At 70.1% G+C, this 16,406-nt stretch carries 17 protein-coding genes; 11 read left to right on the forward strand and 6 right to left on the reverse strand.

Annotated features, from left to right (window positions below):
- Positions 1–44 precede the first annotated feature (44 nt).
- From KME78_RS01700 to KME78_RS01710, 3 genes are all read left to right on the forward strand, one after another.
- Complete coding sequence (locus KME78_RS01700; protein WP_219526895.1) at positions 45–1,040, forward strand: LacI family DNA-binding transcriptional regulator; 996 nt, start codon at positions 45–47, stop codon at positions 1,038–1,040.
- Positions 1,041–1,309: 269 nt separating this feature from the next.
- Complete coding sequence (locus tag KME78_RS01705; protein WP_219526896.1) at positions 1,310–2,548, forward strand: AAA family ATPase; 1,239 nt, start codon at positions 1,310–1,312, stop codon at positions 2,546–2,548.
- An 84-nt stretch (positions 2,549–2,632) separates the two neighbouring features.
- Positions 2,633–3,232, forward strand: a complete 600-nt coding sequence (locus tag KME78_RS01710) for an RloB family protein (protein WP_219526897.1) — start codon at positions 2,633–2,635, stop codon at positions 3,230–3,232.
- Positions 3,233–3,261: 29 nt separating this feature from the next.
- Here the strand turns inward: KME78_RS01710 and KME78_RS01715 are convergent, their stop codons facing one another.
- The 3 genes from KME78_RS01715 to KME78_RS01725 all read right to left on the reverse strand — a co-directional run bounded on the left by KME78_RS01715 (position 3,262) and on the right by KME78_RS01725 (position 6,597).
- Positions 3,262–4,428: an erythromycin esterase family protein gene (locus KME78_RS01715; protein WP_246650124.1), complete on the reverse strand. Its 1,167-nt coding sequence runs from the start codon at positions 4,426–4,428 to the stop codon at positions 3,262–3,264.
- A gap of 367 nt (positions 4,429–4,795) precedes the next feature.
- Positions 4,796–5,206 carry an organic hydroperoxide resistance protein gene (locus tag KME78_RS01720; protein WP_219526899.1) on the reverse strand — a complete coding sequence of 137 codons (411 nt, stop codon included), beginning with the start codon at positions 5,204–5,206 and terminating at the stop codon, positions 4,796–4,798.
- An 11-nt stretch (positions 5,207–5,217) separates the two neighbouring features.
- Positions 5,218–6,597 (reverse strand): MFS transporter, encoded by a 1,380-nt coding sequence (locus KME78_RS01725; protein ID WP_219526900.1) that lies wholly within the window; start codon positions 6,595–6,597, stop codon positions 5,218–5,220.
- Between the two features lie 117 nt (positions 6,598–6,714).
- Between KME78_RS01725 and KME78_RS01730 the strand changes: the two genes are divergently transcribed.
- Positions 6,715–7,308: a TetR/AcrR family transcriptional regulator gene (locus tag KME78_RS01730; RefSeq protein ID WP_219526901.1), complete on the forward strand. Its 594-nt coding sequence runs from the start codon at positions 6,715–6,717 to the stop codon at positions 7,306–7,308.
- A gap of 55 nt (positions 7,309–7,363) precedes the next feature.
- Here KME78_RS01730 and KME78_RS01735 read toward each other — a convergent pair whose 3' ends face one another.
- Positions 7,364–7,963, reverse strand: a complete 600-nt coding sequence (locus KME78_RS01735) for a dihydrofolate reductase family protein (RefSeq protein WP_219526902.1) — start codon at positions 7,961–7,963, stop codon at positions 7,364–7,366.
- 167 nt (positions 7,964–8,130) lie between these two features.
- Between KME78_RS01735 and sigJ the strand changes: the two genes are divergently transcribed.
- The 3 genes from sigJ (at position 8,131) to KME78_RS01750 (ending at position 10,143) form a co-directional block, all read left to right on the forward strand.
- Positions 8,131–9,024, forward strand: coding sequence for an RNA polymerase sigma factor SigJ (sigJ, locus tag KME78_RS01740; RefSeq protein ID WP_219526903.1), 894 nt, complete (start codon positions 8,131–8,133; stop codon positions 9,022–9,024).
- Positions 9,021–9,839 carry an NAD(P)H-binding protein gene (locus tag KME78_RS01745; protein ID WP_219526904.1) on the forward strand — a complete coding sequence of 273 codons (819 nt, stop codon included), beginning with the start codon at positions 9,021–9,023 and terminating at the stop codon, positions 9,837–9,839. Before sigJ ends, KME78_RS01745 begins: the two co-directional genes overlap by 4 nt.
- Before the next feature lie 133 nt (positions 9,840–9,972).
- The gene (locus KME78_RS01750; protein ID WP_219526905.1) at positions 9,973–10,143 is read left to right on the forward strand and encodes a hypothetical protein; all 171 of its coding nucleotides are present in this window, start codon (positions 9,973–9,975) and stop codon (positions 10,141–10,143) included.
- Positions 10,144–10,371: 228 nt separating this feature from the next.
- Here KME78_RS01750 and secD read toward each other — a convergent pair whose 3' ends face one another.
- Together secD and KME78_RS01760 are read right to left on the reverse strand one after the other, a co-directional pair.
- A complete protein-coding gene (gene secD / locus KME78_RS01755; protein ID WP_219526906.1) occupies positions 10,372–12,621 on the reverse strand; it encodes a protein translocase subunit SecD in 2,250 nt (749 codons plus the stop codon).
- 38 nt (positions 12,622–12,659) lie between these two features.
- Positions 12,660–13,010: a hypothetical protein gene (locus KME78_RS01760; protein ID WP_219526907.1), complete on the reverse strand. Its 351-nt coding sequence runs from the start codon at positions 13,008–13,010 to the stop codon at positions 12,660–12,662.
- 123 nt (positions 13,011–13,133) lie between these two features.
- On the opposite strand from KME78_RS01760, the gene KME78_RS01765 reads away from it, so the two are divergent.
- The 4 genes from KME78_RS01765 (at position 13,134) to KME78_RS01780 (ending at position 16,295) form a co-directional block, all read left to right on the forward strand.
- Positions 13,134–13,526 (forward strand): hypothetical protein, encoded by a 393-nt coding sequence (locus KME78_RS01765; protein WP_219526908.1) that lies wholly within the window; start codon positions 13,134–13,136, stop codon positions 13,524–13,526.
- A gap of 439 nt (positions 13,527–13,965) precedes the next feature.
- Positions 13,966–14,202: a hypothetical protein gene (locus tag KME78_RS01770; protein WP_219526909.1), complete on the forward strand. Its 237-nt coding sequence runs from the start codon at positions 13,966–13,968 to the stop codon at positions 14,200–14,202.
- An 86-nt stretch (positions 14,203–14,288) separates the two neighbouring features.
- A complete protein-coding gene (locus KME78_RS01775) occupies positions 14,289–14,630 on the forward strand; it encodes a TraR/DksA family transcriptional regulator (protein WP_219526910.1) in 342 nt (113 codons plus the stop codon).
- A gap of 57 nt (positions 14,631–14,687) precedes the next feature.
- Positions 14,688–16,295, forward strand: a complete 1,608-nt coding sequence (locus KME78_RS01780) for a PucR family transcriptional regulator (protein WP_219526911.1) — start codon at positions 14,688–14,690, stop codon at positions 16,293–16,295.
- Positions 16,296–16,406: the final 111 nt, after the last annotated feature.

Consider the following 16,406-nt stretch of genomic DNA (forward strand, 5'->3'; position numbering starts at 1 on the left):
ATGGCGCAAGACCATGCGACCGCCCGCCCTGATGCGGCGCGGCCATGAGGCGGCCGACGCTGGAGGCGGTCGCCGCCCGTGCGGGGGTCTCCCGCGCCACCGCGTCCCGGGTGGTCAACGGGCAGACGACTGTGGCGCCGGACATCCGCGACGCCGTGCTGCGCGCCATCGACGAGCTGGGCTACCTGCCCAACCCGGCGGCGCGCAGCCTGGTCACCCAGCGCACCGACTCGGTCGCGCTGGTCGTCTCCGAGCCACCGACCAGGGTGTTCTCCGAGGACCCGATGTTCGCCACGGCCATCCGCTCGGCCAGCGTCGAACTGGAGGCGGCCGACAAGCAGGTCGTCCTCATGCTGGCCTCCTCCGCCAAGAGCCACGCGCGCGTGGAGCGGTACATCGCAGGCGGCCACGTGGACGGCGTCATGCTCATCTCCATGCACGGCGCCGACCCGCTCCCCACCGCGCTGTCCCGCCTGCGCGTCCCGGTCGTCTCGTACGGGAGGCCCGCCGTACCCATCGACATCCCGTACGTCGACAACGACAACATCGGCGGCGCCGAGTCAGCGGTCCGTCACCTGGTCGAGTCGGGCAGACGCCGCATCGCCACGATCGCCGGCCCCCAGGACATGATCGGCGGCCAGGACCGCCTCACGGGCTACCGCAACATCCTGCGCGACTCCGACCGCCGCTCCATCGTCGCGGTAGGCGACTTCACCCGCGAATCCGGCGCGGTGGCCATGCGCCAGCTCCTGGGCGACGACCCCGGACTGGACGCCGTCTTCGTGGCGAACGACCTGATGGCGGTGGGCGCGCTGCAGTCACTCCGCCTGGCCGGTCGGCGGGTGCCGGACGACGTGGCGGTGGTGGGCTTCGACGACATAGAGGCCGCCAAGTACACCGAACCACCGCTGACCACCGTGCGACACCCGGTCGCCGAGCAGGCGGCGGCCATGGTGCAACTGCTGCTGGACCTCTTCACGGGCGGCTCCGCCGAGCCCGTCATCCTGCCCACCGAGCTGGTCGTTCGCGAATCCGCCTAAAGCGAGGACCTCCCTCAAGGGTCGGACTGTGTTGCCGGGGGCTGACGCCCCCATTTACAAGCATGGTCCTCGCTCTTCGCTCGGGCTGTCTTCCTTGGGGCTGCGCCATGTGGCGGTGGCCTGCCGGCCCCCCTACCCCCGGCCTGAACCACTTCCATGGGAAATCTCGATCAGGACATGAGCCGGATTCTAAGTCGTCTGTCGTGGGTTTCTAACGAATGAAGGCTTAGAATGATGACGGACACCTCATCGAGGCTGGAGGCTCGGGCATGCTGACAGGGTTCCGAGCGGCGAACGTCCTGTCGTTTCGCGGCGAGTTCGAGCTGTCACTACTGGCTCCAGATGGAGGCGACCGCGCAGCACGCACCGTCAACGGCCTTCGTATCTCCCCGGTAGCCGCTATCTTCGGCGCCAACGCCTCCGGCAAGACGAATGTGCTCGATGCCATGCGGTGGATGCGCCACGCCGTTCTCGATTCGGTGGCCGACTGGGCGCGTCTCAAAGGCGTGCCGCGGCGACCGTTCGTCCTGGATCGCGAGGCGATGAACGAAGCCTCATTGTTCGAGGTCGACGTGCTCATCGGAGAGGACAGATACGTCTATGGATTCGAGGCGTCCGACGAGCGAGTCGAAACAGAATGGTTGCATGTCTTCCCGCAAGGCAGCCGCCGGCGGCAGGTCTGGTTCGACCGGGACGCCGACCGGGACGGGGACGAATACCGGTTTCCCAGCGATCGACTGAAGGGCGCCAAGAAGCCGGTGGTCGAGTACACGCGGCCCAACGCGCTGTTTCTCACAGCCGCCGGATCGCTTCAGATGAAGCAGCTGATGCCGCTGCACGACTGGTTCAAGGACAATCTGTGGCTGGTCGGCCCGGGTGACGATCCGTATCAGCGCGATGTCTACACCCACTCGAAGCTCCTGAACCCCGAGTTCCGCAACCGAGTCGAGGGGCTGATAACCGTCGCCGACCTGGGGGTGACCGGAGTCGAGGTCGAGGACCGGGGCGAGGAAATGCCGGAGGTCTCCCTCCTGCATCACGGCAAAGACGGTCCAGTGCCGTTCGACTTCCTCCACCAGGAGTCCTTCGGCACGCTCGCCTGGTTCGCCCTTTTGGGGCCGCTGCTCAAAGCACTCGATGATGGAGCGGTGCTGCTGGTTGACGAGCTCGATTCCAGCTTGCATCCCGTGCTGGTCGCCGAGGTCGTCCGGCTGTTCGAGGACCCTGTTGCCAACCCTCTGGGCGCGCAACTCGTGTTCACCGGGCACGATGCCACGTTGCTGAGCAAGGCTCACGTCGAGCGGCCGCTGAACCGGGAGCAGGTATGGATCACGGAGAAGCGAAAGACCGGCGAATCTGAGCTTTATCCGCTCACCTCGGTGGGCGTGCGTGCGGACGAGAGCCTGGAGCGTGGATATTTGCGCGGCAGATATGGCGGGGTACCACGTATCGGGCTTGGTGGCATGGCCGTGGAAGTCGAGCAGCGGGCCGCCGAGGCGGACACGTGAGCAAAGTCAAGAAGAAGGGCCCACCGACCGGTGGTGCACGTGTGCCGCGTTCGGTGACCGAAGGCCGGAAGCGCGAAGTGATCTATGCCGTGGTGGAAGGGGGAAAGCACCGAGCGGGATTATCTCGGCTATCTGGAGGAGCGGTTCAGCGGTGATCCACGGGCCTTCGAGATCCATGTCCTCTGGAAACGCAAGGGTTTGAAGCCCCACGAAGTAGTGGATTGGGCGCTCGAAAAGCTCGGTGAGTTGGATGATCCCGGGCGCGAACAGGTGTGGGCGTTCTTCGACCGAGACGACCACAGCCACGTCGAGCGGTCCCACGCACGAGCCGAGGCGATGGGGGTGAAGGTCGCGTTCTCTCACCCGTGCTTCGAACTCTGGTTGCTGCTTCACTTCGGGTCAGGGGCGGCGGGGACGTATACGTCGAAGAACGTACAGAACCGGCTGAGAGCTGCTCACCGTGCCTTTCGTGACTTCGAAAAGCACATCAGTGCCACCTGTCGGCAGGCACTGGACGGGAGGGAGAAGGACGCCGTCAGCCGGGCGAGAAATCTGATCACCAACTGTCCGAGCTTGGCCTGCACGGCCAAGCTCGGACATGCGGACGACTGCAAGGTGCTTGACCGCGTTCCTTCGACGGATGTCTGGAGGCTACTGGTCGAGCTCGGCATCGTGGTCTGCTGAACCGGCAGCTGCCAAACCGCGCACGCCTGTCAACCCAGCTTTTTCAGCCTGACCGCCTGCTTGAGGAAGACGACGCCGTCGATCATGTCGAGCTGGGCCGGGTCCAGCGGGAAATACGCGAAATCGTGGGAGATGCGCGGGGCGGGCTTCGTGATGGTCTCGGCCAGGCGGCGGGCATCGATGAGAGCGTGGTCCCACGGGAGGGTGGACAGGATGCCCTCGATGGTGTCCGGGGACGGAATGTCGTCGCCGGCCGTGCCGATGGCCGAGGCCAGGAAGGCGTACCGGTCGCCCAGGTGCGTCCCGGCGATCGCCCCCGCGCTCCACCACTCCAACTGCTGGTCGCCGAACGACATGAGGGTCTTGTTCCGCTGCAGGTGGAGGTTGGATGAGAAGGCCAGGACCGGGCCGCGCTCGGCGATGGCACGCAGGTTGGCGGCCATCATCGCGTCCCGCAGGGCCGACAGCCGGGTCCACCGTGCCGGCGACGCGTCGGCCATCCAGTGGTGGTAGCGGAGCAGGCCGACGGCGGTGCGCCCGTAAAGGTGCGCCAGCTCCCTGTCCTCCGCACTCAGCCGCGGCGACTGTGTGTCGAGCAGGGCCACCAGGTCGTCGGCGATCACGCGCAGTCGCTGGGCTTCGGCGGACTGGCCGATCGACTGGGACGGATCCATGGCCGTGGCCTCGTTCGACCACCGCTCGTCGGGGCCCAGCAGCGTGTCGAGGGTTTCCATCGTGCACGGGAGCGGGCCGTCGAGGAGAGAGTAGAGGGCGGTCAGTGCCTGGCGCGGGCTCGCCGCCCAGTACTCCACCGGACCGTCGAAGCCGAAGAACCGGAGCTTTTCATCATGCTGCTCGTTGTACTCCCGCATCCAGCGTACGAGCTCGCGGTTGGCCTCTGACGTGCCGAAGTTGTGGCTGAAGCCGCGTTCCATGATGTCATCGAGCGTGCCCGCGCCCGTCGCGAGGTAGTCGTCGACCACGAGGCCCATGAGGCAGTCGCTCTCGATGGCGAACGAGCGGTAGCCCTCGTGCTCGACCAGATGCCGGAAGAGCTCGTTGCGCAACTCGCCCAACTCCCCCACGAAGTGCCTGGCCTCGCCCAGGCCGAGCAGCAGGGGCTTGGCGGGAAGCGACCGGAGGAATGCCGAGACGCCCGCACCATCGAACGGCCGGGCCGTGTCCTTGATGTCCATGCCTTCAACGGTATCGTTGAACATTCGGTATAAACTTTTCGTGGGAATCCCGGCTCTCACCGCGATGGACCTTCAATCGGCGATGTATTCATGAGGCCAGTGGACCTGGCGCGAGCACGTACGCCTCTGCAGCGGCCGGCCAACTGCGAGCGGCTGGTGCTTCAACCCAGAGAGAGGACTGTGAGACTTCGGCGAGATGCCGGCCCCGCCCGGCTGTCGCATACTCCCTCCCATTCATTAGGGGACTCGCCTGTCGGCCCAGCGGAGCAACGCCTATGAGACCCCGACGCAGCCGCCCGCCCCTGCCGAGGATCACCGGCGCCACGTGCAGGCGCAGCTCGTACATTTGGGGCGGGCGTCGTGTTCGTCAGTCGAGGAGCAGTTCGACGGGCATGTTGCCGCGGGTGGCGTTGGAGTACGGGCACACCTGGTGCGTGGTGTCCAGGAGGGTTCGTGCCTGTTCCTCGGTGAGAGTGGCGGGCAGTTTCACGCGCAGGACGGTGTCCAGCGCGTAGCCGCCCTTGCCGTTGGGTGACAGGCCGACCTCCGCGGTGACCGAGGCGTCGGACACGTCGAGGCTCTGCCGGCCCGCCACGAGTTTCATGGAGGTGGCGAAGCAGGCGGCGTACCCGGCGGCGAAGAGCTGTTCGGGATTGGTGCCGGCGCCGTCGCCGCCCAGCTCTTTCTGCAGGGCGAGCTGGACGTCCAGCCGGCCGTCCGAGGAGACCGCCCGGCCGTCGCGGCCTTCGGAAGTGGCGGTGGCGGTGTAGATGCGCATGGGATTTCCTTTCATGGTTGTGGAGTTCTCGTTCCCAGGGCCGACAGCAGGGTGATGGCCAGGGACACAGCGACGACTGTCCAGAGTCCGGCCCGGTAGCCGCCCACCATCGCCCCGCCATTGGCGACGAGCATGGTGGCGGTGACGGCGGTGACCAAGCTGGTACCGAGTTGGGCGCTTGCGTTGAACAAGCCCGAGGCCAGGCCCTGCTCCTCCGGTCCAGCGCCTGCCACGGCGGCGATGTTGAGAGCCGAGTAGGCGGCGGGGAACCCGACCCCGCCCAGCACTTGCTGGATGAGCAGGACCGCCAGTGGTTCGACTCGGCCGATCAGCACGGCCCAGACCGCGTAGCCGGCGGCGAGCAGGAACAGCCCGGCGGTGGCGACCGGCCAGGCGCCGAACCTGGTCACCGCCGCCGCCCAGTACCTGGCGGTGGTGCCGGTGAGCAGGCCGCCGAGCAGGAAGGACAGCGCCGTCTGTAGCGGTGACCAGCCCAGCGTGCTCTCGTAATAGAGCGTCAGGACGAACTGGAAGGCCACGTAAGCGCCGAACATGAGCATGCCGACGTTCGCCCGCACCAGCCCTGCCCTGGCGAAGATTGACAGCGGTATGAGCGGCGCCGGATGCCCGCGTTCCACGACGAGGAGCAGGGCGAGCAGGAGGGCGGACACGCCGAGCGCTGCCAGGGTGAGCGGATGGCTCCAGCCGACGATGGAGGCCTGGCTGACTCCGTACACGAGAGTGATCGCGGTGCCCGCGACCAGCATCGCGCCGAGGACGTCCAGGCGCCCGGTCCGGGTTCTTCCCGTGCTGTCCTGCGGCACCACGGCGGCGGCCACGAGCGTGACGACGACGCCGACCGCCGCGGGCAGCAGGAAGACCAGCCGCCAGTGGAGTTGCGCCAGCGCGCCCCCGAACACCAGGCCCAGTGAGAAGCCGGAGGAGGAGATGGCCAGGAAGGTTCCCAGCGCGCGGTTGCGGGCCCGTTCCTCGCGGAAGGTGTCCAGCAACAGCGCCATGGCCACCGGCGCGGTGAAGCCGGCGCTGACGCCCTTGAGCAGGCGGGCGACCACGAGAAACAGGCCCTCGCTGGTCAGACCGCCGACGAGACTGGCGACGACGAACACCACCAGCCAGCCGAGCAACAGCCTCCTGCGGTCGAACAGATCGGCCAGCCGCCCGCCTAACAGCAGGAATCCACCGAAACCCAGCGCGTAGCCGCTCACCACCCACTGCAATGCCTCGGGCGACATGCCCAGGTCACGCTGGAGGAGCGGCAGGGCGGGCCCGATGCTGGCGATGTCCATCGCGTCCAGGAACTGTACGGCGGACATCACCGCGAGCAGCAGACCGGCATTCCCTCTCCGGGTGCCGGCCGCGGTCTCGGTCATACAAGAACACCCCCATTCATAACGGACCGATCAGTCCGGACCGATCGGTCCAATCTTGGGGGCAGGGCGCTAGGCTGTCAACGTAGATCCTTGAACTCCTCGCGAAAGGACCCGACGGTGACGCGCAGACCCGTTCCCGGCACTCGCCGGCGCATCCTCCAGACGGCCGCCCGCCTGTTCGGCGAGCAGGGCGCGCGGGCCGTGGGCATGCAGCAGGTCGTCGAGGAGACGGGGCTCGGCAAGAGCGCGCTCTACCGCGAGTTCACCAGCAAGGACGAGCTGGTGAGCGCCTGGGTGGGCGAGCTGCACGACCAGGCCTGGGCACAGATCGACAGCGCGATCGCCCGACACGAGGGCGACCCCGCCCGCCAGCTCCTGGCCATCGTGGAGCACGCGCAAGAGAGCACCCAGGGCTCCGACGCCCACGGCTGCACCTTCTACAACACCTCGGCGGAGTTCCGCGACCCCGGCCATCCTGGCCGCCGGGAGGCCGTCTCCCACCTCGGCCGGCTACGCGAGCGGCTGCGCGCCCTCGCCGTCGCGGCACGCGCCACCGATCCCGACGCCCTGGCCGACATGCTGATGCTCATCATCTCCGGCCTCTACGCCAACGCGGCCACGCTCGGCCCCTCCGGCCCCGCCGCCCGATCCGTCGCCGCGGCACGCATCCTCATCGACCAGCACATCCCCGCGCACGTCCCCACCTCCTGAGGGCAGGTTGGGCCTTGGCGCGGCCGGCGGGCTCGCCCTTACGACCTTCACCGCGCTACCGGATCACGCGGTACCTCAGGTGCGTGACCAGGCCGGTGCCCGACACGTCGCCGACGGGTTCGAGGTTGGTGTCCCCCACGCCGTCGAACAGCCGCTCGCCCCTGCCCAGGATCACCGGCGCGACGTGCAGGCGCAGCTCGTCGATCAGCCCCGCCGCCAGGTACTGGTTCACGGTCGACGCGCCGCCCATGATGGCGACGTCGCGGGCGCCGGCGGCCTCGCGGGCCTGGGCCAGGGCCGCCTCGATCCCCTCGGTGACGAAGATGAACGTCGTGCCGCCCTTCATCGGCAGCGGCTCGCGCGGGTGGTGGGTGAGGACGAAGACCGGCGCGTGGTACGGCGGCTCGTCGCCCCACCAGCCGCTCCAGTCCAGGTCCCAGGCGTCCCGGCCGGGGCTGAACATGTTGCGCCCCATGATGAAGGCCCCGGCCGCGAGGACGCCCTCGATGATCTCCGCGTGCGTCTCGCGCTCGTCGAACATCCAGCGGTGCAGGCGCTCCTCCGCGTCCTCGCCGAGCGGGTGCTCCAAGCTCTGGTTCGGGCCCGCCACGAAGCCGTCGACGGACATCGCGATGTCACAGGTGACCTTGCTCATCTCACTGCCTCCCACGTTCCGGGTGCTCGTCTCACGGAAGAGTCGGAGCCGTCTTCTCCTTCTGTACATCGGCGAGGGTGAGACGCCGGTCACATTTGCCGGGATCTGGTCACACTCCGGGGTGCGGTGCCGCTCTCAGATAGTGACCCTGAAAGGAGGGGCGCACGATGAGCGAGCAGGCGACGAGCGTCTTCACCGGTCATCGGGAGCTGCTGTTCTCGATCGTCTACAACATGCTGGGCAGCGTCGCCGACACCGAGGACGTCCTGCAGGAGACCTGGCTGGCCTGGGCGCCCAGGAGCGCGGCGGGTGAGGAGATCGTCAACCCGCGCGCGTACCTGGTGCGGATCGCGGTCAACCGGGCGCTGGCCCGGCAGGAGAGCATCAGCCGCCGCCGGGAGGACTACGTCGGTCCCTGGCTGCCCGAGCCGATCGTCACCGAGCCGCCCGACACCGTGGATCCGGCGGTGCGGACCGAATCGCTGTCGATGGCGCTGCTGGTGGTGCTGGAGACGCTGACGCCGCTGGAGCGGGCGGTGTTCGTGCTGAACGAGGTCTTCGGGTACGCCCACACCGAGATCGCCGGCATCCTGGACCGCAGCCCGTCGGCGATCCGCCAGCTCGCTCATCGCGCCCGCGAGCACGTGCACGCCCGGCGCCCGCGTTACCCGGCCGACCCGCGGGTTCGGCAGGAGGTGACGGAGCGGTTCATCGCGGCCGTCGCCGGTGGGGACCTCGACGCGCTCATGCGGGTGCTGGCGCCGGACGTGGTCATGTGGGCCGATGGCGGGGGCAAGGCGCGGGCGGCCGGTCTGCGGCCGGTCCACGGGCGGGACAAGATCGCCCGGGTCATCGTCGGCAACGCGATCCGGCGGCCCGTCTCCGATCTCAACATCCGTTTCCGGACCGTCAACGGCGATCCGTCGGCGCTGCTGCTGTCCGGTGACACGCCGTTCGCGGTCATCGTCCTCGATCTCGTCCCCGACGGCGATCAGGTGTGCGGCATCTACGCCGTGACCAACCCCGACAAACTCTCTCACCTGGAAAGAGGCACCGCATGATTCTGGTATCCGGAGCCACCGGCAACATCGGCCGGCCGCTCATCGCCGAGCTGGCCGCCAAGGGTGTGAAGGTACGCGCGCTGACCCGTACCCCCGATACGGCCCGTTTTCCCGAAGGGGTCGAGGCGTGTGACAGCGGCCGGCCCGACTTCGACGGTGTGTCCGCCCTCGTGCTGAACAGCACGGGCGGCTCTGTCGCCCTGCTGGAGGCGGCCAGGGCGGCGGGGGTGCGGCGGGTCGTCACCGTCTCGGCCCTGGTCGTCGCCGAGGAGGCGGACCCGGAGGAGGGCGGCAACGCCGCGGTCCACCGGGCGCTGGAGGAGGCGGTGGAGGCCGCCGTCCCGGAATGGACGCATCTGCGCCCAGGCGCCTTCGCCGCGAACTCCTTGCGCTGGGTGCCCCAGCTCCGGGCCGGGGATGTGGTCCGCGGACCGTACGCCCAGGCCCGCACGTCGCCTATTCACGAGGCGGACATCGCCGCCGTCGGCGTGCGGGCGCTGCTCGGGGACGAACTGCTGGGGCAGGCGCCCGCGCTGACCGGGCCGCAAGGGCTGACCTTCGCCGAGCAGGTGGAGATCATCGGCTCGGTGGTGGGACGACCGCTGCGGTACCAGGAGATCAGCCCGGACATGGCCGCGCAGGCGATGATGGCGCACGGGGTACGCAAGGAGCAGGTCGACTCCTTGCTGAGCTATTTCGCGGACAGCATCGGTAAGCCCGTACCGATCACCGGCGAGGTGGAGCGGATCCTCGGCCGCCCCCCGCGCACCTTTGCCGAGTGGGTCGCCGACCACGCCGACGCCTTCCGGCAGTGACCCGGGCTACCTGCCTGTCTTCGTGGACCAGAGCGGGCGGCTGCCGTCGTAGATGACGACATTGCCGTCGTCCTGCATCTCGAGTCGCGCCCCGGGGTTCACGGCACACCCGCCGACTCCCTGGAGAACGCCGATGCATATCGTGACCGTCGTCATGTCGATACGGCTTGGTCTGCTGCTCGTGCTGATGGCCGGCGCGATCGTCAGCAGGGTGCGGGTCGCCGACTCAGCTGCGGCGATCTCCGTCGACGTCCTGGTCCTCGCTCTGGTGATCGCCCTTGTGACCGTACGCCCGCTGGCCTGATCTCGACGGCACGACATCCTGTGGGTCCATGACGAGATTCCTGTTCGCCTGGGTGACCCAGGTGGCGATCGGGTGGGCTTCCGCTGCCCTTCGCTGACGCCCTTAAGGACGTCTGACCTGAGCGTTGCTCGGACCGGCCGGGCGGTGCACGTTGCGGGCCTGCGCGAGGTCCGGAGGGGCCGCGCCGTCCGCGGGTCCGGCCGGTTCGCGGACGGCGCGGCTGTTGGATTACAGGACCGCGCCGGTGCCCTGCCGTCGTCGGCGCGGCGCGGGCGGCTGGGGCGGGGGCTGCTTGCTGCGGCGTTCGAGCTCGATCGCGAGGGGACCGGCCACGAATGACGAGGACGCGGTGCCCACCACGATGCCGACGATGAGGGCGATGGCGAAGTCGCGCAGCGTGTCGCCGCCGAAGACGGCCAGCGCGGTGAGGATGAACAGGGCGCCGAGGCCGGTGTTGACGGTCCGCGGCACGGTCTGCAGGATCGCGGCGTTGACGACGTCGGCGAAGCGGGTCTGCCGCCGGGCCTGCCACAGCTCGCGGACGCGGTCGAAGACCACCACCTTGTCGTTGATGGAGTAGCCGATGATGGTCAGCATGGCCGCGAGGAAGACCCCGTCGACGGGCTTGCCCAGCCAGGCGAACAGGCCGAGCACGGCGGCGGCGTCCACGACAAGGGCCAGCACCGCGGCGGTGCCGAACGTCCAGCGGAACCTGACGGCCAAGTAGATCAGCTGCGCCGCAAGCGCTACGGCGAGCGCGATGAGCGCGTTGCGGCGCAGCTCCTCGCCCAGGCTGGGGCCGATGAGCTCGTCGCGCTGCTTGGTGACGTCGCCGACGCGGGCGTCGAGCGCGCGTTCGATGGCGGCGACGTCGTCGGCGCTGATCTGGCCGGCCCGCACGGACACGGCGTCGCCGGAGATCTGCACGTTGGCCGCCGGATGCCCGGCCTCGGCCACCGCCGCCCGGGCCGCCTCGGCGCTCACCGGCCGCGCGGCCGTGAACTCCACCATGCGGCCGCCGGTGAACTCGATGCCGAAGTTCAGCCCGTGCAGGACCAGCCCGGCCACGGCCGCGGCGACCAGGACGGCGGCCGCGGCCAGCCAGCGCCGGCCGGCGGCCATGAGGGCCGGGTCGCGCCGGGTGATCCAAGTCCTGACCCGGCCCTGCGCTGCCAGACCCGACAGCCGGGCACCGGTCCTGCCGATGACGGCGTGGGTCAGGACGCGGGTGATGAGCATGGCCGACGCGAACGAGGCGAGCACGCCGATGGCCAGTGTCACGCCGAAGCCCCGCACCGGCCCCGAGGCCAGCAAGAACAGCAGTCCGGCGGCCAGGAGAGTGGTGATGTTGGAGTCGGCGATGGCGCTCCAGGCGCCCGCGAAGCCTCGCTGCAGGGCGGTGCGCAGGCCGCGGCGCGGTGCGCGGCCGTACTCCTCGCGTGCCCGTTCGAAGACCAGGACGTTGGCGTCGACCGCCATGCCGATGGCCAGGACGAATCCGGCCAGGCCCGGCAGGGTCAGCGTCGCGCCGAGGGCGACCAGGGCGGCGTAGGAGATGAGCCCGTAGGCCGCCAGCGCAACGGTGGCCATCAGCCCCGACAGACGGTAGGTGAGGGAGATGAACAGCGCGGTGAGCAGGACGCCGGCGACGCCCGCCTTGGCGCTGGCCTCGATGGCCTGCGTGCCGAGGGTGGGGCCGACGGTGCGCTGTTCGATCAGGGCGAGCGGGACGGGCAGCGAGCCGCCCTTGATCAGCACGGCCAGATCCTGCGCTTCCTGGTGGGTGAAGGAGCCGGTGATCTGCGTGGACCCGCCAGAGATGCCGGTCTTGCAGGGCACGCCCTGGTTCACCTGGGGCGAGGAGATGATCTCGTTGTCCAGGACGATGGCGACTCGTCGGCGGGGGTCGCCGGAGCCGTGACAGGCGGCCTCGCCGGTCAGCCGCCCCCAGGCGTCGGCGTCGCGGAAGTCGACGGTGGCGTACCAGTCAGCCCCCTGTTGCGGGTCGTGGCCCGCGGCGGCGTCGGTCACGCCGTCGCCGGTGATCGTGGCCGGGCCGAGTCGCAGGCGCTGCCCGGACTCGTCCGCCAGGACCCGCGTCCCGGCGCCGGCGGCGGCGTCGCCGGCCTCTCCCAGGACCGGGTGGAAGGTGAGCTGGGCGGTCTTGCCGATGACGGCGGCGGCCTGGCGCGGGTCGAGCACGCCGGGCAGTTCGACGATGATGCGCCGCTCGCCTGAGCGGATCAGGGTGGGATCGACCACGCCGAGCGCGTCCGCGCGGCGGCCCAGCACGTCCAGGGCGCGGTCGGTGGTCTCGGCGTCGGCCGTGACCGTGGGGGTGTCGCGGGCTTCGAAGACGAGCTGGGTGCCGCCGCGCAGGTCCAGGCCGAGGCGTGGCGACATGGTGACGGAAAGGAGCAATGCGGTGGCGACGATGACACACGCCGCCACCGCGCGCCAGAAGGGCGCGCGGGACATGAGAGCCTCCACGGGCTGTCGAAAAGGAAAAAGGGACGTCAGCGCGTCGTGGAAGGCGGTGCTCGTGCCGCGGCCCGGCGCGCGGCCGGCTGCGGCGCCGCGGCCGGAGGTTCGGCGGCGGCCTCGAAGAGGCGTGGCGGGGAGCCCGGCCGCGCGGTGGACGGCAGCACGGCCAGCCACATCGGCAGCGTGGGCGCGCCGGGGGCAGGGTGCAGCCGAGGCAGGGCCTCATCCTGCGTGGCGTGCTCGGACGGGCCGCTCCACCAGACCTGCGGCCCGGCAGTGGCGGGCGGGTGAAGGTCACCGGGCGGATGGACGTCGCCGGGCGCGGGGCCCAGCAGGAAGACCGACAACAGCAGGAGCAGGACGGCGGGCAGTCTGCTGCGCACGTCTCCTCCTGGCCGAGCTCGGGTGGGTATTGCGGCCACCGTACCCTGGCTTCGGCACGGGTGCGTCTGCCCCGGTCATGGCCTGGCATGCCTTTTCCACTGGTCTGGGCTATGGTCGGCCCCATGAGGGGACCGTGGAGAGCACCACGAAGGTCCATCGCGCTCGCCGACGCGATGGGCCTGGTCCTGCTGTCCCTGGTTTTGCTGTCGTTGATGCTGACCGGTGCCGCGGGCGGGGCGAGCGGTAGCGGCCCAGCCACTGCGCAGGCTTCGGTCTCCGGCACGATGTGGACTCTGAGCGGGCAGGACGCCGACCTGTCCAGCCTGCCGCCGCAGGCGGGAAGCGTCCGCGAGCACCACGTGCTGTCGCTGTGGCCGCCGCTGCGCGGCGCACGTCACGGTGCGCTCGCCCATCTGGCGCTGCTGCCGTCACCGGGCTCGGACGCGGACACCTTCCGCGATCCGCAGCAACTGGCGCACCGCGCCGCGGGATCACGCAGCCCGCCGCGCGCCTAGTCGATGTTCTTCCCGTCCGGTTTCGCGGCCACCCGCCGCGAAATCTGACCGCGCGCCCACGCCCAGGTTCCGCTGGTGCCGAAGTTCGCGTGCCGCCGCATCCGAAGACATCTCACGAGCTGTCCTCAATGGCAGGGCGAGCAGCGGCGCCTTTCCGTGCCGCTGTCTGCCTCGACACCACCTAGGAGCCGATCATCGTGATGACCGGTGTCAGATCAGTTCACCTCTCGCCTGGCCTGAAGCGCCCGCGTGGGTCCGTGCCCGGCAGGCAGGGCGGCCCTGTGGTGCGGCTCGCCCCCGCCTGCTGCTGGACGTCGGGGCGGGCATCGTCGAGGCCGTCGTCCTGCGGGACGGGACCGTCAGCGACGCGGTCGGCCTCCAGCTCAGCACCACCACCGAGACGGGGCTGACCTCCTATGCGCTGGACAGCGTCGTCGACATGACGGCGGGCCTGCTCGGCCGCCTGCCCGCCGTCACCCGGCCGGCCGCCCGGGCCCGCGGCCTGCTGGTCACCGGTGGCGGCGCGCACCAGGAGCATCTGCTGCGCCGGCTACGCGTCGCGCTGCGGATGCCCGTCACCGCGGCGCCCAAGCCGCAATACGCCACCGTCCGCGGCCTGATGCGGCTGTGCCTGCAACCGGCCCTGGCCGCAGGCTCCGCCCTGTCCGCCCGCTGAGGCGGTCGGGCACAACAGCATCTCCCCCCGGACCTTCCCCGTCGCAGCCTCCTGACGAGTACTGTCGCAGAAAGGAACAAATGATCATGACCGGGCGTCGTACGAACACCCACCTCAGCGGCGTGCAACTGCAATCGCTGCACCAGGACCTGACCGAGCAGCTGGAGCAGCGCAGGCTCCACTTGGACGGGCTGCGCGAACAGGAACGCGACAGCAACGGCGGCGACGGCACCTGGCAAGAACTCATGGTCTCGGTCACCGCCGCCGAGCGCGCCGTCACCGAGCTGTCCCAGGCCACCGACAGGCTGGTGGCCGGCACCTACGGCCGTTGCACCCACTGCGAGGCGGGCATTCCGTTCGAACGGCTCAAGATCCGGCCGCTGGCGCGTACCTGCATCAACTGCCAGCGGCAGCACGAGGTTGCCTGACACCCGACAAGAAGGGGGCAGGACATCCTGCCCCCTTCTCCCATCCGGGAGCTGATCATGATCACATTGGATCGACTGCTGAACGTGCTCGGCGGGTACGGCGTGCGGCTATGCAACCGTCCCGAGGCCCGCGTCGCATGGCTGCGCAGCGTGGCCGTGTCCGATGCCGACGACCGTCACGTCGCCGGCGACCTGCTCCTGGCCATCGGCACCGGCTCGCTCGCCGAGGCGGTGCGGTCGGCCGTCGCTGCCACGGCCACAGCCGTTCTGGTCCGCCCCACCCTCACCGGCACCGGCAACCAGAACGGCGACCAGAACGGCAGCGAGCCCGGCGACGGAAGCAGGAGCGGCGCGAAGGTGGAGCGGCAGGCCGCCGGGCTCGGCGACCGGTACGGTGTGGCCGTGCTGCTGGCCGATCCCACGGTCTCGTGGAGTCAGCTGGCCGGCGTGGTGTACGGGCTGGTGCTGGAGAGCCGCGAGACCGCCTCGGGACGCGGCCCGACCGACCTGTTCGCCTTGGCCGACAGCCTGGCCGACGCCATCGGCGGGGCGGTGACCATCGAGGACCGGCTCTCACGGGTGCTGGCCTACTCCCGCTCCCAGCAGGCGGGCGATCCGGCCCGGCTGGAGACCATCCTCGCTCGCCGGGTCCCCGACCGGCTGCGCGAGCTGTTCCACCGGCAGGGGGTTCTCACCCGGCTGACGGCGACGGACGAGCCGGTGTTCGTCCCGGCCGACGCCGAGCACGGCCTGACGGGGCGGATGGCGGTGGCGGTACGGGTCGGCCGAAAGCTGCTCGGCTCGGTCTGGGTGACATGCGAACGTCCGCTGGCCGGCGCCCACCGCCGCGCCCTGGCCGACGGCGCGCGGACGGTAGCGCTGCACCTGCTGCGCTCCCGAGCCAGCGCGGACCTGGAGCGGCAGGTGGAGTCCGACCTGGTCATCCGGCTGCTGGAGGGCGGCGCCGACGCCATCGCGGTGATCAGCCGGCTGGGCCTGGCGGCGCAGCCGTGGCGGGTCGTCGCGGTGCGCGCGAGCACCGGCGGCGAGCGCCACGCCGCGCTGCTGCTGGCCTTCGAGCAGGCCACCACCGGCTTCGGCTGGTCCAGGCCAGGCCGCAGTGCGCTGCTCGGCGAAACGCTTTACACCGTCCTGCCCGCCGAGCAGGCCGACGCGGCCCGTCGATGGATCGGCGCGCTGTGTGCCGAGCTGCCTGCCCAGGTGCACGTCGCGGCCGGGATCGGCGCACCCGCCGAGATCGAGGAACTACCCGCAAGCCGCCAGGAGGCCGACGAATGTCTGGCGCTGCACGAGAGCAGACCCGGCGGCCTCGCGCCCGCCTACGATGAGTCCTGGGATGACATCCTGCTGCGGCGGTTGCGGATGGCCGCGCACACCGGCCGGACCCCGCCCCGCGGGCCGGTGAGCACGCTGCTGCGGCACGACGCCCGACACGGCACCCACTTCGCCGCCACTATGCGCGCCTGGCTGGGATCCCAGGGCGACCTCACCGCGGCCGCCGAGCGGCTCGGCGTGCATCCCAACACCGTGCGCAACCGGCTGCGCAAGATGGACGAGCTCACTCCGCTGGACCTGGGCGACGCCCGCCAGCGCCTGGCCATGACCATCATGCTCGCCGCCACCGAGGACGAACCCCACCGATGACCTGGATCACCTACCCGCCGTGCCGGTGAGGGCGTGGTGCCGGATCCACAATCAGCGCGCCACGATTGTCGCCCGCCCACAACGCCGCAGGTCACCGCATGGGTGATGCTG

It is taken from the genome of Nonomuraea guangzhouensis (assembly GCF_019396345.1).
In the GTDB taxonomy this organism is placed as follows: domain Bacteria; phylum Actinomycetota; class Actinomycetes; order Streptosporangiales; family Streptosporangiaceae; genus Nonomuraea; species Nonomuraea guangzhouensis.

What these genes read in the sequence shown, in the direction of transcription:
- KME78_RS01780 (WP_219526911.1), top strand. Translation starts at nt 14,688, where the DNA reads ATGATCACATTGGATCGACTGCTGAACGTGCTCGGCGGGTACGGCGTG.
- KME78_RS01710 (WP_219526897.1), top strand. Translation starts at nt 2,633, where the DNA reads ATGCCGTGGTGGAAGGGGGAAAGCACCGAGCGGGATTATCTCGGCTAT.
- KME78_RS01745 (WP_219526904.1), top strand. Translation starts at nt 9,021, where the DNA reads ATGATTCTGGTATCCGGAGCCACCGGCAACATCGGCCGGCCGCTCATC.
- KME78_RS01720 (WP_219526899.1), bottom strand. Translation starts at nt 5,206, where the DNA reads ATGCGCATCTACACCGCCACCGCCACTTCCGAAGGCCGCGACGGCCGG.
- secD (WP_219526906.1), bottom strand. Translation starts at nt 12,621, where the DNA reads ATGTCCCGCGCGCCCTTCTGGCGCGCGGTGGCGGCGTGTGTCATCGTC.
- KME78_RS01700 (WP_219526895.1), top strand. Translation starts at nt 45, where the DNA reads ATGAGGCGGCCGACGCTGGAGGCGGTCGCCGCCCGTGCGGGGGTCTCC.
- KME78_RS01750 (WP_219526905.1), top strand. Translation starts at nt 9,973, where the DNA reads ATGCATATCGTGACCGTCGTCATGTCGATACGGCTTGGTCTGCTGCTC.
- KME78_RS01775 (WP_219526910.1), top strand. Translation starts at nt 14,289, where the DNA reads ATGACCGGGCGTCGTACGAACACCCACCTCAGCGGCGTGCAACTGCAA.
- KME78_RS01770 (WP_219526909.1), top strand. Translation starts at nt 13,966, where the DNA reads ATGACGGCGGGCCTGCTCGGCCGCCTGCCCGCCGTCACCCGGCCGGCC.
- KME78_RS01725 (WP_219526900.1), bottom strand. Translation starts at nt 6,597, where the DNA reads ATGACCGAGACCGCGGCCGGCACCCGGAGAGGGAATGCCGGTCTGCTG.
- KME78_RS01705 (WP_219526896.1), top strand. Translation starts at nt 1,310, where the DNA reads ATGCTGACAGGGTTCCGAGCGGCGAACGTCCTGTCGTTTCGCGGCGAG.
- sigJ (WP_219526903.1), top strand. Translation starts at nt 8,131, where the DNA reads ATGAGCGAGCAGGCGACGAGCGTCTTCACCGGTCATCGGGAGCTGCTG.
- KME78_RS01715 (WP_246650124.1), bottom strand. Translation starts at nt 4,428, where the DNA reads ATGGACATCAAGGACACGGCCCGGCCGTTCGATGGTGCGGGCGTCTCG.
- KME78_RS01735 (WP_219526902.1), bottom strand. Translation starts at nt 7,963, where the DNA reads ATGAGCAAGGTCACCTGTGACATCGCGATGTCCGTCGACGGCTTCGTG.
- KME78_RS01765 (WP_219526908.1), top strand. Translation starts at nt 13,134, where the DNA reads ATGAGGGGACCGTGGAGAGCACCACGAAGGTCCATCGCGCTCGCCGAC.